This window comes from Pontibacter mangrovi, assembly GCF_006385705.1.
Lineage (GTDB): Bacteria > Bacteroidota > Bacteroidia > Cytophagales > Hymenobacteraceae > Pontibacter > Pontibacter mangrovi.
On sequence record NZ_VFRQ01000003.1, the window covers coordinates 116,159 to 130,800 of the forward strand.

Here is a 14,642-nt window from a genome sequence, read left to right on the forward strand (position 1 = left end):
ATAGCGCAGAATTTTATACTTTTGTAGATCAAATTTAAAGAGCACAAATGAAAGAAACTAAGGTTGAGGCTACCTCCGACATATTGGCAGACTTGGTAGTGAAGGGCATGCAGGAGAAGAAAGCTTCCGATATTGTTGTGATGAACCTTAAATCACTTAAAAACGCTGTATCAGATTACTTCGTAATAGCATCCGCAAGCTCCGATACGCAGCTTGACGCAATCGCAACCTCTATTGAGGAGGAAGTGCACAAGGCAACCGGGCAGAACCCCTGGCAAACCGAGGGACGCATTAACAAAGAGTGGGTGCTGCTGGATTATGTAGATGTAGTGGCGCACGTATTTTTGAAAGACAAGCGCGAGTTCTACGCCTTGGAGGAGCTTTGGGGCGACGCCAAGATTGAGCACGTAGCATCTGTCTAACACCCATGGGGGCAAATCTAAACCTTTAGCCCAGCCCCCTGTTTCCCATACAATTGACATTTAACTATCAATGGCAGAAAAAAACAATAAAGGCAACAACAAGAAGAAGAAGCCGATTATCCCGAACACGCCACCGCGCCCTACCATGCAGCTGTGGATGCTGGCCGTGCTGATCCTGCTTATTTTCGGATTGACCTACCTGAACAACAGCAACTCCTCTGTAGAGACATCCCAACAGGATTTTGAAGAGATGCTGCTGAGCGGTGACGTAGACAAACTCACCCTCATTAATGGCAAAACGGTGGAGGTCTACCTCAAAAAAGAGGCACTCCAGAACGAGAAGTATAAAACAGAACTGGGCGACCGGGGCGTGTTGAACATGGAAAACACCGGGCCGCACTATCATTTCCAGGTGATTTCGGCGGAGTCCTTCAAAGAAGACCTGGACAAACTGCAAGCAGATGTGCCGCGCGAACAGCGGGTGCCGCTCACGCCGGAGACCCGCACCGGTTTTGCCGATTTCTTCTTCCAGTGGGGCTTCCTGATCCTGCTGCTGTTTGGTTTCTGGTTCCTGATGCGCCGCGTAACATCCGGCGGCACGGGCGGCCAGATCTTCAACATCGGCAAGTCTAAAGCCGCTCTGTTTGACGCCGAGAACAAGGTAAAGATCACGTTTAAGGACGTGGCTGGCCTGGAGGAGGCGAAAGAAGAGGTGCAGGAGATCGTAGAGTTCCTGAAGAACCCTAGCAAGTTTACCATACTTGGCGGTAAGATACCGAAAGGCGCCTTGCTGGTAGGCCCTCCGGGAACCGGTAAAACCCTTTTGGCGAAAGCCGTGGCCGGCGAGGCCGACGTACCGTTCTTCTCGCTATCCGGCTCCGACTTTGTGGAGATGTTTGTGGGTGTGGGTGCAGCGCGTGTGCGCGACCTGTTTAAGCAGGCCAAAGCCAAAGCGCCTTGTATCATCTTTATCGACGAGATTGACGCAATTGGCCGCCACCGTAGCCGCGGTGCCACGCCAGGCGGCAACGACGAGCGCGAGAACACCCTGAACTCCCTGTTGGTAGAGATGGACGGTTTTGCGACCGACTCCGGCGTAATCATACTTGCCGCCACCAACCGACCCGATACGCTGGACTCTGCGTTGCTGCGCCCTGGCCGTTTCGACCGCCAGATCAGCATCGACAAGCCGGACATCAACGGCCGTACCGAGATCTTTAAAGTACACCTGGGTCCGCTTACCCTGGCACCAGACGTGGACGCGAAGAAACTGGCCGCTCAGACGCCTGGCTTTGCCGGTGCCGAGATCGCTAACGTGTGTAACGAGGCTGCCCTGATTGCTGCCCGCCGCAACAAGAAAGCGGTAGACCAGCAGGACTTTAACGATGCGGTGGACCGTGTAATCGGAGGTTTGGAGAAGAAGAACAAGATCATCTCTCCGGAAGAGAAGAAAATTGTGGCTTACCACGAGGCTGGCCACGCCATTGCTGGCTGGTTCCTGGAACATGCCGACCCGTTGGTGAAGGTAAGCATCGTTCCGCGTGGCGTGGCCGCGCTGGGCTATGCGCAGTACCTGCCAAAAGAGCAGTTCCTGTATACCACTGAGCAGCTGATCGACGAAATGTGCATGGCACTGGGTGGCCGCGCCGCCGAGGAGATCGTGTTTGGCAAGATATCAACCGGCGCCCTGAGCGACCTGGAGCGTATCACGAAAATGGCTTACAGCATCGTCACCATGTATGGCATGAACTCGAAGATCGGCAACGTGTCGTTCTACGACTCCAAGCAGTCGGAGATGTCGTTTAACAAGCCATACTCTGAGGCTACCGCCGAAACCATTGACGAGGAAGTGCGCAGCATCATCAACGCAGCCTACGACCGCACCAAATCTTTGCTGAGCGATAAGCGTAACGAGCTGGAAGTAGTGGCGCAGGAGCTTCTGGAGAAGGAGATCCTGTTCCAGAACGACCTGGAGCGTTTGGTAGGTCCGCGTCCGTTTGACGCCCTTACAACGTACCAGGCGCATACCTCTGGCACCGACCGCAGCCAGACCAAGAGCGAAGTGGAGCAGCAGCACCCGGTAGAACTGGGCCAGACAAAGCACCCGGAGCAGGAGCAGGGTAGTGTGCCCGGCACACCGCTTAGCAACAATGGCGGCTCTGGCACAGACCAGAACAACGTGAATTCGAGAACTGCTTGATCTAAAAATTCAGCATGTACGAAGCAAAATCGAAAGAAATAGTATTAAGAAGAGTAAGAGAGGCGCTGGCTAAGTCGGCGCCTTTTCTGCCTCCTACCCCTGATTTCGCCTCGCCGCTGCACCAAAAAGTGCCGCTGGAGGACATGTCGGTGGTGTTTGCAGAGAACTTCATCAAAAACGCAGGCGTGTTTGTATACTGCGAGCACGAGGAGGATTTCTTCGACCAGCTATATGTTTACAAAAAAGAGCAGAACCTGCAGCACCTGTACATCTGGGAGCCAAACCTGCAAAGCGCCATCCACCAGGCCGGCATCGATTTTCTGGCTGGTGAGGAGGATTTTATACAGAGCGCTGAGGCGGGGCTAACCACCTGCGAAGCCCTGATAACCCGCACAGGCAGTATTATGGTGAGCTCTGCCAACGCCGGAGGCCGACGCCTGAGCATTTACCCGGCGACGCACATGGTAGTGGCCAAAGCCAGCCAACTGGTGCAAGACGTAAAAGACGGACTGCAGCGCATCCGCGACAAGTATAAAGAGAACATACCTTCGATGATCTCGCTGGTGAGTGGCCCGAGCCGCACCGCCGACATTGAGAAAACCCTTGTGATGGGCGCCCACGGCCCCAAGCAGCTAGTATTATTCCTGATTGATGACCTTCCGCATTGACGAGTTAGCGCCAGGCAAAAAAGTATACTTCGCTTCCGACTTTCACCTGGGCGTGCCTGATGCCGAGAGCAGCCTTGCACGCGAAAAGAAGATTGTACGGTGGCTGGAGATGGCGCAGCAGGATGCGGCAGCCATACTTCTGCTAGGCGATATCTTTGACTTCTGGTTTGAGTATAAACATGCCATTCCCAAAGGCTACATACGCCTGCAGGGCAAACTAGCCGAACTGACGGACGCTGGCCTGCCGGTGCTTTTTTTCACGGGGAACCACGACATGTGGATGTTCGATTACTTCCCGCAAGAGCTGAACATCCCCATCATCCGGGAGCCCATCTCTACCAAAATCGGCCCTAAAACCTTTTACATCGGCCACGGCGACGGCCTGGGCCCCGGCGACCATACCTATAAGGTGCTAAAGAAGGTGTTTGATAACAGACTGTGCCAGTGGCTGTTTGCCCGCATACACCCTAACACCGGCATCGGCATTGCTAATATGTGGTCCCGGAAGAGCCGCATCAGCAACGTGAAAAAGGATGAGGAGTTTTTTGGTGAGCGGGAGTGGCTGGTGCAGTATAGCCAGGAGGTTGAGCAGCAGCAACATCACGACTACTATATTTTTGGGCACCGCCACCTGCCCCTGGAGATGCCCATTGGCGAAAAGGCGCAGTATGTAAACCTGGGAGAATGGGTTAACTTTTGCACCTACGGCGTGTACGATGGCGAAAAAATGGAGCTTAAGACCTTTGAAGGCTAGCAAAACCATACTTATACTTTGGCTGGCACTGCTGGCCCCGCTGCTGGCGCAGGCGCAGGACACGCTGCAGGCGCCGGTGCTTCCCTACAGCCATAGTATCCACAGCAGCTCCCCCTCCACTATCTCCCAGGACCGCAACGGCTATGTATACTTGCTGGACGAGCGCCTGAACCTGCTGCGCCTAAACCCGCAGGGCCAGCCTCTTGATACGTACTCCCCCCCGGCCCGCGGCCGCATCAGCAGCATCCACGCCTGGAACCCCATGAAGATCGTGCTGTTTTACGAAGGCAGTCAGGAACTGGTGCTGCTAGACCGCTTTCTACGCCCCATCACCTCGCTTAACCTCCTGGACCTGCAGTATGAGGGTACAGCCAAAGTGGCAGCCCCGGCCACAGACCAAGGTTATTGGCTCTTTGATGAAACCAGCCTCACGCTAAGCAAGCTTAACCCGAACACGCGCCAGATGACGGTACAAACCCCGCTGAACCTGCTGCTAAACCGTGAGGAGTTTGACGTGCGCCAGCTGCAAGAGTACCAGAACCTGGTTTACCTCCTGGACTACAACAGCGGCATCCTGGTGTTCGACAACCTGGGCAACTACAAAACAAGACTGCCTTACGCCGGCCTGCACTACCTTGGCTTCCGGGGTAATGAGCTATACTTTGTGAAGGATGGCAAATTATACTTTGTAGATCTTTACACGCAGCAAGAACGGGTACAGCAACTGCCGGCCGTGCAAAAGTATGTTTCGGCACTGGTGGGCGATAAACAGCTGTATCTCTTCAGCAAAAATACGCTGGAGGTATACTTGGTAGAGTAGCTTACTTTGCCCCTGAGAACACCTTCAGCCCCACCACGCCGGCCACAATCATCAAGATGCAGAGGATGCGGATCAGGTCGCGGGGCTCGTTGAGGAACACGATGCCAAGTATGGCGGTTCCGGCAGCACCGATCCCCGTCCAGATGGCGTAAGCCGTGCCTAGCGGCAGCGTTTTCATTGCCTGCGATAGCAGCACGAAACTCAGGATCATCACCACCACCGTTACGATACTCACCAGCGGCTTTGAGAAGCCCTCGCTATACTTCAGCCCAAAGGCCCAGCCAATTTCACAGATACCTGCCAAAACAAGGTATACCCACGCCATATTCATAAGCCGTTTGTTTAGATTTCCGAAGCCCAAAGGTACGCAAATAAACTGCTGCCGTTTCTACCTTTAAGCAACCACTGCCCGTTGCATTTCATACTGCTTTAGCAAAAGCCTAAAGTGGCGCCGCTGCAGGAAAGAAATCATACTTTGGGCCGTGTCTTCTATGTTGAGGAACATAAGTGCCGGAGCGGTGGTATGGGCTATTGCTTTTCGCAGCAATGCCGAGCCCACGCCTTTGCCGCGCCAGTTCTCTGCCACTGCCAGTTGCGCCACGGCTCCGTTTTTTGTAAAAACAGAAACGTATCCTATCACCTCTTGCCCTTGGTTTCGGGCCGCGAAAGTATGGCATTGCTCCTGGGCACGCAGCAAAGCGGCTGTCGCGTTTTGCCAACTAGGCCGCACATCCCGGAATATAGTATACTTCTCTACTTCAGCCTGTGCCAGGGGCGCTATGGCTATCCCAGCGGGTGCCTCCGCCGGAAGCAGTATGTCTTCATTTATCGCCCTGTAGCAGTTCAGCGTCCGCGTTACCCGGAACCCAAGGCGCTCATAGGAGTGCAGGGCGGGCAGGTTGTTGTGTATTACTTCCAAAAGAGCTAATTCCACGCTGCTTGCCCGCAGTTTTGGCAGTAGAAAGGCGTACATTTTCTGGGTTAGGCCATGGCCCCTGTGCTGCGGCACCACCCCTGTGCCAGCGTTGTAAGCGGTTGGCTTGCCCTGCCACTCTCCCAGCGCTGTCAGTATAAACCCCACCATTTCATCGCCCACAAAGGCTGCCACACAAAACTCCGCCACAATCCCTTCCCGCTCCACTTTATCCCTGAGCTGCTCCTCCGTCAGCTGCACCGGCACCACATAGTCGGCAAAGGCTTTCAGGAAAGTCTCGCGCACCTGCGGCAGGTCTTTGGCTGAGAGGAAGGAGAATCGAAAGTTGGGCACGGAAAGGTAGTATGGTTCAAGAGCGTGTACGAAGGAAGTAGGTATGGTTACTGAGCTTGAGGGAAGAAAGACTTTTCTGACACTGGACTAAACGAAAGTGACGCTTTCACTAAACAAACCGGGTAAGTTGCCTATTATTTTATGGTAATTTTCATCGGCTTCAGCGATAAAATTGGCGAATGAGTAGACCTTTCTACCACACATGGCAGCATAAATACCCACAGAGCTAACAAACACATAAAACGTCAATTCCTTTAACTCCTGGCTTCCGGCCAATAGCTCCAGGCATACTTGCTGTGGTATTTCCCTTATCGTGATACGGGATTCATAAGACGCAAAAATATCTTTATAAAGAACGGAAGAAGCCGGCTTCTCCACTTGCTCCGGATGATATTTTACCCAAAGCTCGCGCACACCGTTTTTCTCCAGCCAGTCCAACGTTTTCTTTAAGGCCATTTGCATGCTTTCTGCTGTCGTCAGCTTATTCTCCACACTGGCATCCAACACTAGCACATGTTTATACGGTAATTCATCGGCCGCATTCTCTATCGCCAGGGGCAGCAATTTCTTTCTAGGGAACCCAGGGAACGAGGAGGGTGAAAGGCCGAAGGCATGGGCGTAGCCGGGGTCAAAAAAGCGGATGGTAAAACTAAGCCTCCCCCAGTAATTCACCCATTTCAAGGCTTCATACCGCCAGGTAGCTTTCCCTACAGGACGTAGCTCTTTGTTTACTTTATCGAGGGTAAGGTAAGATACAACACCCTCTTCTATAAGGCTAAAGCCAGAGCACTGCTTATGCGACATAAACATTCTGATAAAGTCCATGCCGGTCTGGTGTGTGTAGACATGGTATTCACTTTTCCCTATCAGTTGTTCAATTAGCTTATTAAAACCGTGAAGCTTAGCCCAGCCTTTCCAGAACCGTTTCTCCACCGCAAATGAGTTTACAGGCTGTTGTACATAGGGAACAGTTATGTGCTTTATGCCAAGGCTGTCTGATTCAGGCACAAACTTTCTGCCATACATGAACACGCAGTCTTCGTGCTTCAGCTTCTTATACTTAATTACCTGAAGGCTTACAATAAAGGTTATATGGCTGTGTATGTAGAAGAGGTGCTTCATGAGGTTAACTTCAACTTTTTCTGGAGCAGTGCGGCGCCAAGTATGGATACGCCAAACAGAACTGCAGTTAACATGGTCTTTAACTCCACACTTACGCCTGAAAAGCTATACACGAAGGATAAGGCTGCAATTGTAAGTATAAACCAAAATCCAGGGTAGTACCTGAGCGCCATTTGAGTTCTGTACTCTTTAAGGAAATAGCCTGCGTATCCCATACACATAAAAGCTGCAAAGGTTGTAAAGGCCGCTACCTTGTAACCGAGCACGGGGATTAGCAGGAAGTTCAGAAGTATGTTGGAGAGCGCCGCTACAAGCGAGATGCGCCACAGCCTGCCCGTCAGTTCGCGGTAGGTCAGCAAATTTACAACAGCCAGGTACATGGGGCGAAAATTTTGCGCCATCACGATCACAATAGCTAACTGGTATGCTTGCTGCAGATCGGCATTTCTGATCAAAACCCCGAAAATCTCCCTCATCCATAAACATACAAGGGTAGTTGCTACCAAATACATTGCCTGCAGAGAGAAAGTAAGCCGCCGAACCTGTTGTGTCGCAGAGGCAGAGTCTTGCTGGGCAAGTAGGCGCATGTAAAACGGGGAGGAAGCCTGCACAACTGCCCCACTGGCGGCCATAAAGTATGAGCCAAAATTCGAAGCGACGTTGTAGACACCAATCTGCCTCAGTGGCACGCGTAGCCAACTTAAGATCAACTTATCCGAAATATCGAGTATGAAAAAGGACACTTGATGCGGGACAACTGGTAAAGAAACACGGAGCCAGCTTCTCACCCGTTTCAACCTCAACCTAAAAATTGGCCATAGTTGCTCCTTAACGTAAATGCTGTGAAAGTTAAGTACAAACCCAACACCTGCCCCCGCAAAGCTAGCGTAAAACCACCCTAGGTATCCTAACTTGAGATAGGCAATTGTGAAAATGTTGAGCCCGACTACAACACCTCCTATTGCCAGCGAGCGCAGCGCGATGAAAACCGGGCGCTGCGATAACTGAAAAAATAAATTAGCCTGATGCTCTGTAGTGGCAAACAGGAGCAGCGGCAGACAATTAAGAGCTATAAGCAAACTTCGGTTTTCTACAGCTGCCTCAGGAATGCCAAAATACAGTACGCCAACTATAACCATAGTATACACCACCGACCATAAGCTGACAAACCCGTGCACCTGCCGCCACACCCACTTAAACCGTGTCGGGTGCTTTACAAAGGTATTCACCATCACCACACTCAGGCCCAGCGACTGCACCATACCCAGCGCCGTCACGTAGGCGGTTACCACGCCGGCCACGCCGTAGTCGGTGGTGGTGAGATGGGGCGTGATGATGGGCAGCGCCAAAACCCCGGCTATGCGCGGCAACTGCGCAGCCAGTCCGTAAATTGCCGCATGAGACAGTAACTTCCGAAGCATCGCTTAAAATTATACTTTATTTCCCAGCACGCAGCAATGCCGCCCTGTTTTCGTAAACAAGCCAACCAGTAAGACGAATGGCACCAATGGCGGCAAGGGTTTGTTGCCATACTTGTACTTTTGAGAGCCCCCAAAGCAAAAGCGCAAAAAATTAGTATATTTGTTACTTAACAGACTTAGAAAACAAGAATTAGCCCAGCTATATACTGGCTATATAAGGAGATACAATTGTGGGATGTAGTTCATGTTCTAGTGGCGGATGCAGCACTGGCACCAAACCGGGTGGCTGCAAAAGCAACGGCGGGTGCAGCACGGGAGGCTGCAACCGTTTAAATGTGTTCGACTGGCTCAGCGACATGGAAATACCGACGTCGTTTGAGGAGTTTGACATTGTGGAGATACGATTTAAGGGAGGCCGCAAGGATTTCTTCCGAAATATAAACCGGCTGGACCTAACCACCGGCGACGCCGTGGTAGTGGATGTGCCCAATGGCCACCACATCGGCTTCGTGTCGCTGAAGGGTGAGCTCGTGCGCCTGCAGATGCTCAAGAAGAAAGTGGATAACAACGAAGAGATCCGCAGCATCTACCGCATCGCCACCGAGCGCGATATGGAGAAGTTTAACGAGGCCCGCGACCAGGAAGGCACCACCATGTACCGTAGCCGCGAGATCATTCAGCAGCTCGGGCTCAGGATGAAGCTGTCGGACGTGGAGTACCAGGCTGACAGAAGCAAAGCCACGTTCTACTACTCCGCCGACGACCGTGTGGACTTCCGGGACCTGATCAAGAAGCTGGCCGAGGAGTTTAAGATACGTGTGGAGATGCGCCAGATAAGCCTGCGCCACGAGGCCGGCCGCCTGGGTGGCATCGGATCGTGCGGACGCGAGCTGTGCTGCTCTACCTGGCTCACCGATTTCAAGAGCGTTTCCACTACGGCGGCGCGTTACCAGAACCTCTCGCTGAACCCGAGCAAACTGAGCGGCCAGTGCGGGCGCCTGAAGTGCTGCCTCAACTATGAGCTGGAGACGTACATGGATGCCCTGAAGGACATTCCGACGGTGAACCGGCCGCTGCAGACGCAGCAGGGCGATGCCATCCTTCAGAAGACCGACATCTTTAAGCGCATGATGTGGTTCGGCTACAAAGGCGACAACAACTGGTATCCGGTGCCGGTGGAGCGCGTGCAGGAGATTCTGGAGCTGAATGCGAAAGGCGTTGCCGTGGAGGCGCTGCTGACCGAGCCCGTGGAGGAGCCGAAGCAGAACGAGTTTGTGGCACAGGTGGAAGGTAGCCTGGAGCGCCTCGACGATAAGTTCAAGAATAAAAAGAAGAAGAAAAAGAAGAAGAAAAAACCAGCCGGCGGCGCCACCGCAGAGCAGCAACAGCCGGAAAAAACGGCAGAGGCCGCACAGCCAAGGCGGGAGAGGCAGGAGCGCCAGCAGGCACAGCCGCAGGATAACGCGGAGCAGCAGGAGCAGCGGCCACGCCGCCAGCGCCCGCCCCGCAACAAAAATAGAAACAAAGAACGCCAGGAGGGCACCGAGCCACGCGAGAGCCGCGGACCAAGAGAACGTCGTGAGCCAAGGGAGCGCCGCGAAAGGCGGGAACCGGCAGGGCCAAGGCCAGAGGCACAGGCGCCTGGCAATGCGCCGGAGGCAGGCACACAGCCACAAGGCGGCGACCAGCGGCCTAAGAAGCGCTCGCGAAAACCGTTTAGAGGAAAGAAGCCTGACCAAGGCAGTAAACCGCCACAAGCCGATGCGTAGACTTGGATGGAAATGGGCAGTGGCATTCGTGCTGCTGCTCTCTGCCTGCGACCCGGCCCGGATATACGAGCAAAACCTAGACCTGCCGGAGGGCAACTGGCAAATAGACAATGCGCCCGTGTTCGAGTTTGAGATTCAAGACACGACCAAAGTATACGATGTATACTTTAATGTGCGCTACAGCCTGAAGTATGATTACTATAACCTGTACCTGCGGCACCAGCTCGTTGCCCCCGACAGCAGCGTGATTTCGTCTAAACTGCACGAGCTCCTGCTGATGGACGCTAAGACGGGCAAGCCCCTCGGTAAAGGCTCCAGCGACATCTACGACCTACAGGCGCTTGCCCTGGACAATGTGAAGTTCAGGAAAAAAGGCACCTACAGGCTCAAACTAACGCAGTACATGCGCCGCGATCCTTTGCCGCACATTTTGGCAGTTGGCGTGCGCGTGGCAACCGATAGTGAGGCCAAGTAAAAGGCTTAGCCTACAATAAAAACAGGGCTCCGGCAACAACTGCCGGAGCCCTGTTTTTTTATTCCCGCTTATACCTTATCGGCTTGGCATAAACCACGTACAAAGTAGCGCAGGCAACTAATGCCTATGTATTAGAGTATGCAGATATACTCTATAAAAGCGCCCTTATTTCATGCAACTATCACTTATCATACTTGGCTTTGTATTCACTCTTTTTTCTTTTCTGCCACTAATCCCATCGCCTCTGTGGTGGATAAGGGTCCTGGATTTTCCGCGGCTGCACGTGGCCATGTTTCTGAGCATTATTCTGGCCGCCTACGTTGTTTATTTTGGGATAGAATCCACTCAGGAAATAGCCATGATAGCGGTTTGGGGGCTGGCCATACTGAACGAGCTACGCTACATCATCAACTTTACGCCGCTCATGAAAATTGAGGCGCTGCGCACAGAACAGAAGCACCCTGCCAACTCCTTCACGCTCATGATCTCTAACGTGCGGATGGTGAACCAAAAGTATGATAAGTTTCTGGAGCGTGTGCAGGAGGCCCGCCCGGATATGCTGATCATGAATGAGCCGGGCCATGAGTGGCATGACCATGTTTGCAAAGTGCTGGATAAGGAGTACCCCTACTCCATCAAGAAGCCACTGGACAATACCTACGGCATGCTGCTCTGGAGCAAGAACAAGCTGCACGACAGCGAGGTAAGGTACCTGGTAGAGGATGGCATCCCGTCGTTTTACACGGTAGTGGAGTTGCCCAGCGGCGACAAGTTTTGCCTGTTTACCGTGCACCCGCAGCCGCCCCGCCTCATGCTGAACACCGAGCCAAGGGAGGCAGAGCTGCTGCTGGTAGCCAAGCAGGCTAAAAAGACCCCGTACCCGGCCGTGGTAGCCGGCGACCTAAACGATGTGGCCTGGTCCAGAACCACGAAACTGTTTAAGCAGATCAGCGGCCTGATTGACCCACGCGTGGGCCGCGGCTTTTACAACACCTACAATGCCTTTGTCCCGATCTTTCGTTACCCGCTGGACCACGTGTTTTACGACCCGCAGTTCAGGCTGGTGAATTTGCGCCGCCTCGATAAGTTCGGCTCTGACCACTTCCCTATCCTGATCACGTTGAACTATGAGCCGCACCGGGAGCAGGAGCAGGAGCACCCAACGGCAGACAAAGAAGAGAAGCAGGAGGCAAACGAGCTGATACAGGAGGGGCTGGAAAAAGGCGAGGAGCGCAGCCAGGAAAAGCAGAACAGCGACAGCTAAGCACAAAAAAACCCGCTCAGGTAACTGAGCGGGTAAAAGACTTTTCAATGCCTTGCGGCTATTGGCAGCTTATAACTTAGATTCTCTCTACGTTGATAGCGTTCAAACCTTTTTTACCGTCTTTAACCTCGTAAGATACACGGTCGTTCTCGCGGATTTCGTGCGTCAGACCAGTCTGGTGCACGAAGATGTCCTGATTAGTCTCGTCATCTACGATAAAACCGAAACCTTTTGATTCGTTAAAGAATTTTACTTTACCTGTCTTCATTGTGAAAATAATTAATACTGAGAGCAAAGGTAAGTATAACTTCCGGATAAGTAGCAAACATCCTGATAAATAAATAACAAAAACATCGTCAGGCATTTAGCGGCGGCTGGTGCCTGGCTATGGAATGCCCAGCTGCGGCAGGAGCTGCACACCAACCCCTCCTCGCCCCCTACCCTCTGCCTGCCTTGCCAGCCAAGCCAGAGCCCTAGCAGTTTGAAAGGCCCATAGTGCAATATAGCAATAACCATGTGCCCTGTGGTTCGTATAGCTAAAACGTTCTGTTACACCTAAAAACCGCTATTATCACGTAAACTTTAGAGGTAACGGCAACATAAATCCGGCTCGGAATTTTGCTCCCGCCACTGCCGGACCAGACAAGAAGGGAACAACAAACTTAATAAACGTCAACCATAAACTAAGGAGATCAGAACTATGAAAGAGACTGAGAAAAACCAGAGCACGGACCAGAATTCAAATATGTCGGGCAGCTCGTCCAGCAGCATGAACCCGAGCTCTTCTACTTCGTCATCAGGCACTACTACATCAAATAAATCCAGCGGAAGCTCTGCTACTACTGGCAGCACCAGCTCAACTCCTAAGAGCAGTACCACTGGCAGCAAAACAACGGCTTCTTCCGGCAAGTCGTCTACTACAAAAGCAAAAGCCGGCTCAACTTCCGCATCTAAAAAAGATAGCAAGTCTACTGGTAGCTCGTCGGCAAAAGCCGGCAGCACGGCCACTGGCAGCAGCTCCTCCGATACCTCGTCTGACCGCAACAGAAACCTATCTGAGTATGGCAACTATGGCTCCATGACGAGCGGCTCTTCACAGAACTTCCAGGGTGACCAAAACCAGGACTGGAACAGCCAAAACAGAAACCAGGACCAGAACTGGGACAGCCAAAACCAGCAGGGCTACGGCAGCCAGGGCGGTTATGGCTATGGCTCGCAGCACGGCAACTACGGCGGCCAGAGCGGCTATGGCTATCAAAGCGATTACGGTTCGCAGAGCAACTACGGTAGCCAAGGCTCCCAAGGCGGCTATGGATCGTCGCAGCGGGGCAACTTGGACTCGCAGGGCGGCTATAACTATGGCAACCAGGGCGGCATGGAAGGCAACCGCATGCGCTCGCAGGACCAGTACTCCAGCGATATGTACGGCAACCGCGGCGGCATGCAAGGCGGCTACCAAGACCGAGAAGGCGACATGCAGGGCGGCTATGGCGTCATGAACGACCAGGGCGGCATGGGCCGCTACAACCAGCAAGGCAGCATGGGCGGCTACGGCAGCCAGGGCCGCTACGGCTCTCAGTCTAACTATGGCTCTGCCTCGCAAGAGTATGGCAGCCAGGGTGGCTATGGCTCATCGCAAGGCATGGGCGGCAGAGGCCAGGGCTATCAGCAGAACTATGGCCAGGGCGACTATGGCCAGCGCATGGGCTACGGGCAGCAGCAGCACCATGGCTCTGACTCTAGCTCTGGCAGAGGCATGCAGCAAGGTGGCTACGGCGACAGAGACCGCTACGGCTCTATGGGCTATGGCTCCAGCAGAGGCATGAGTGAGTATGACCGCGACAACCGCGGTTCACAGCGTGGCTGGGACTCCCAAAGCTCTATGCAGGGCGGCTACGGCAGCCAGGGTGGCTATGGCTCAAGAGGCGGATCTTATAACGATGAGTACCGCTCAGGGCGCTACGGCTCACAGGGCAGCGACTATGGCCAGGACTACGGCAGAAGCTCAGGCGGATACGGCTCTTCCTCTTCTTATGGCAGATCATCAGACAGAGGCGGCTACGGCGACAGCAACTATAACCGTGGCATGAGCGGCGGCTATGGCTACGGTTCCGGCAGCGGCATGCAGGAAGGCGGCTATGGCAGATCAGGCCAGAGCGACTATTCTGGCCGTTACGGCCAAGGCGGCTACTCGTCCGGAGGCTACAACCAAGGCGGTTACGGCGGCGACGAAAGCCGTTACGGCTCCATGGACAGCCGCACATCCTACTACAGCGATAACCGTGGCTCCAGCTCACGCGAGAACTACCGCGGCTACGGCGAATCTGACTCTGACAAAGACAGAGGACAAGGCGGCTACCAGACACGCCGCAGCGACCGTTACCGTAACATAGATTAAGTATAGCTCTTAAAGCTAGATCCATAAAAAACCCCTCCTGTTTATGCAGGAGGGGTTTTTGT

General features: G+C 53.4%; 14 protein-coding genes. 9 read left to right on the forward strand and 5 right to left on the reverse strand.

Features of this window, described 5'->3' with window-relative positions; all coding sequences use genetic code 11:
• Positions 1 to 47 precede the first annotated feature (47 nt).
• The 5 genes from rsfS (at position 48) to FJM65_RS06670 (ending at position 4,864) form a co-directional block, all read left to right on the forward strand.
• Positions 48 to 422 carry a ribosome silencing factor gene (rsfS, locus tag FJM65_RS06650; protein WP_140620737.1) on the forward strand — a complete coding sequence of 125 codons (375 nt, stop codon included), beginning with the start codon at positions 48 to 50 and terminating at the stop codon, positions 420 to 422.
• Between the two features lie 70 nt (positions 423 to 492).
• The gene (gene ftsH / locus FJM65_RS06655; protein WP_140620738.1) at positions 493 to 2,622 is read left to right on the forward strand and encodes an ATP-dependent zinc metalloprotease FtsH; all 2,130 of its coding nucleotides are present in this window, start codon (positions 493 to 495) and stop codon (positions 2,620 to 2,622) included.
• A gap of 14 nt (positions 2,623 to 2,636) precedes the next feature.
• The gene (locus FJM65_RS06660; RefSeq protein WP_140620739.1) at positions 2,637 to 3,290 is read left to right on the forward strand and encodes a LutC/YkgG family protein; all 654 of its coding nucleotides are present in this window, start codon (positions 2,637 to 2,639) and stop codon (positions 3,288 to 3,290) included.
• Positions 3,274 to 4,044 (forward strand): UDP-2,3-diacylglucosamine diphosphatase, encoded by a 771-nt coding sequence (locus FJM65_RS06665; protein ID WP_140620740.1) that lies wholly within the window; start codon positions 3,274 to 3,276, stop codon positions 4,042 to 4,044. Before FJM65_RS06660 ends, FJM65_RS06665 begins: the two co-directional genes overlap by 17 nt.
• Positions 4,034 to 4,864, forward strand: a complete 831-nt coding sequence (locus FJM65_RS06670; protein ID WP_239022859.1) for a hypothetical protein — start codon at positions 4,034 to 4,036, stop codon at positions 4,862 to 4,864. Before FJM65_RS06665 ends, FJM65_RS06670 begins: the two co-directional genes overlap by 11 nt.
• Before the next feature lies 1 nt (position 4,865).
• Here FJM65_RS06670 and FJM65_RS06675 read toward each other — a convergent pair whose 3' ends face one another.
• The 4 genes from FJM65_RS06675 to FJM65_RS06690 form a co-directional block, all read right to left on the reverse strand.
• The gene (locus tag FJM65_RS06675; protein ID WP_140620741.1) at positions 4,866 to 5,195 is read right to left on the reverse strand and encodes a DMT family transporter; all 330 of its coding nucleotides are present in this window, start codon (positions 5,193 to 5,195) and stop codon (positions 4,866 to 4,868) included.
• Between the two features lie 63 nt (positions 5,196 to 5,258).
• The gene (locus tag FJM65_RS06680) at positions 5,259 to 6,131 is read right to left on the reverse strand and encodes a GNAT family N-acetyltransferase (protein ID WP_140620742.1); all 873 of its coding nucleotides are present in this window, start codon (positions 6,129 to 6,131) and stop codon (positions 5,259 to 5,261) included.
• Between the two features lie 87 nt (positions 6,132 to 6,218).
• The gene (locus FJM65_RS06685; RefSeq protein WP_140620743.1) at positions 6,219 to 7,253 is read right to left on the reverse strand and encodes a hypothetical protein; all 1,035 of its coding nucleotides are present in this window, start codon (positions 7,251 to 7,253) and stop codon (positions 6,219 to 6,221) included.
• Entirely contained in the window at positions 7,250 to 8,602 is a 1,353-nt protein-coding gene (locus FJM65_RS06690) for a lipopolysaccharide biosynthesis protein (RefSeq protein WP_140620744.1), read from the reverse strand. The genes FJM65_RS06685 and FJM65_RS06690 overlap by 4 nt, the downstream gene beginning before the upstream one ends.
• A gap of 407 nt (positions 8,603 to 9,009) precedes the next feature.
• Here FJM65_RS06690 and ricT point away from each other — a divergent pair, with 407 nt between their 5' ends.
• The 3 genes from ricT (at position 9,010) to FJM65_RS06705 (ending at position 12,182) form a co-directional block, all read left to right on the forward strand.
• A complete protein-coding gene (gene ricT, locus FJM65_RS06695; RefSeq protein ID WP_219855956.1) occupies positions 9,010 to 10,443 on the forward strand; it encodes a PSP1 domain-containing protein in 1,434 nt (477 codons plus the stop codon).
• A complete protein-coding gene (locus tag FJM65_RS06700; RefSeq protein WP_140620745.1) occupies positions 10,436 to 10,918 on the forward strand; it encodes a gliding motility lipoprotein GldH in 483 nt (160 codons plus the stop codon). The genes ricT and FJM65_RS06700 overlap by 8 nt, the downstream gene beginning before the upstream one ends.
• Positions 10,919 to 11,090: 172 nt before the next feature.
• Positions 11,091 to 12,182: an endonuclease/exonuclease/phosphatase family protein gene (locus FJM65_RS06705; RefSeq protein ID WP_140620746.1), complete on the forward strand. Its 1,092-nt coding sequence runs from the start codon at positions 11,091 to 11,093 to the stop codon at positions 12,180 to 12,182.
• A 76-nt stretch (positions 12,183 to 12,258) separates the two neighbouring features.
• Here FJM65_RS06705 and FJM65_RS06710 read toward each other — a convergent pair whose 3' ends face one another.
• On the reverse strand, positions 12,259 to 12,450 hold the full coding sequence (locus tag FJM65_RS06710; RefSeq protein ID WP_140620747.1) for a cold-shock protein: 192 nt from the start codon (positions 12,448 to 12,450) through the stop codon (positions 12,259 to 12,261).
• Positions 12,451 to 12,882: 432 nt separating this feature from the next.
• Here FJM65_RS06710 and FJM65_RS06715 point away from each other — a divergent pair, with 432 nt between their 5' ends.
• Complete coding sequence (locus FJM65_RS06715; RefSeq protein ID WP_239022860.1) at positions 12,883 to 14,580, forward strand: hypothetical protein; 1,698 nt, start codon at positions 12,883 to 12,885, stop codon at positions 14,578 to 14,580.
• The last annotated feature ends 62 nt before the right edge of the window (positions 14,581 to 14,642 follow it).

Bases quoted from the DNA above. Each gene is read 5' to 3' on its own strand.
- FJM65_RS06660 (WP_140620739.1), top strand. From the start codon at position 2,637: ATGTACGAAGCAAAATCGAAAGAAATAGTATTAAGAAGAGTAAGAGAG.
- FJM65_RS06675 (WP_140620741.1), bottom strand. From the start codon at position 5,195: ATGAATATGGCGTGGGTATACCTTGTTTTGGCAGGTATCTGTGAAATT.
- FJM65_RS06705 (WP_140620746.1), top strand. From the start codon at position 11,091: ATGCAACTATCACTTATCATACTTGGCTTTGTATTCACTCTTTTTTCT.
- FJM65_RS06685 (WP_140620743.1), bottom strand. From the start codon at position 7,253: ATGAAGCACCTCTTCTACATACACAGCCATATAACCTTTATTGTAAGC.
- FJM65_RS06700 (WP_140620745.1), top strand. From the start codon at position 10,436: ATGCGTAGACTTGGATGGAAATGGGCAGTGGCATTCGTGCTGCTGCTC.
- FJM65_RS06715 (WP_239022860.1), top strand. From the start codon at position 12,883: ATGAAAGAGACTGAGAAAAACCAGAGCACGGACCAGAATTCAAATATG.
- rsfS (WP_140620737.1), top strand. From the start codon at position 48: ATGAAAGAAACTAAGGTTGAGGCTACCTCCGACATATTGGCAGACTTG.
- ftsH (WP_140620738.1), top strand. From the start codon at position 493: ATGGCAGAAAAAAACAATAAAGGCAACAACAAGAAGAAGAAGCCGATT.
- FJM65_RS06665 (WP_140620740.1), top strand. From the start codon at position 3,274: ATGACCTTCCGCATTGACGAGTTAGCGCCAGGCAAAAAAGTATACTTC.
- FJM65_RS06710 (WP_140620747.1), bottom strand. From the start codon at position 12,450: ATGAAGACAGGTAAAGTAAAATTCTTTAACGAATCAAAAGGTTTCGGT.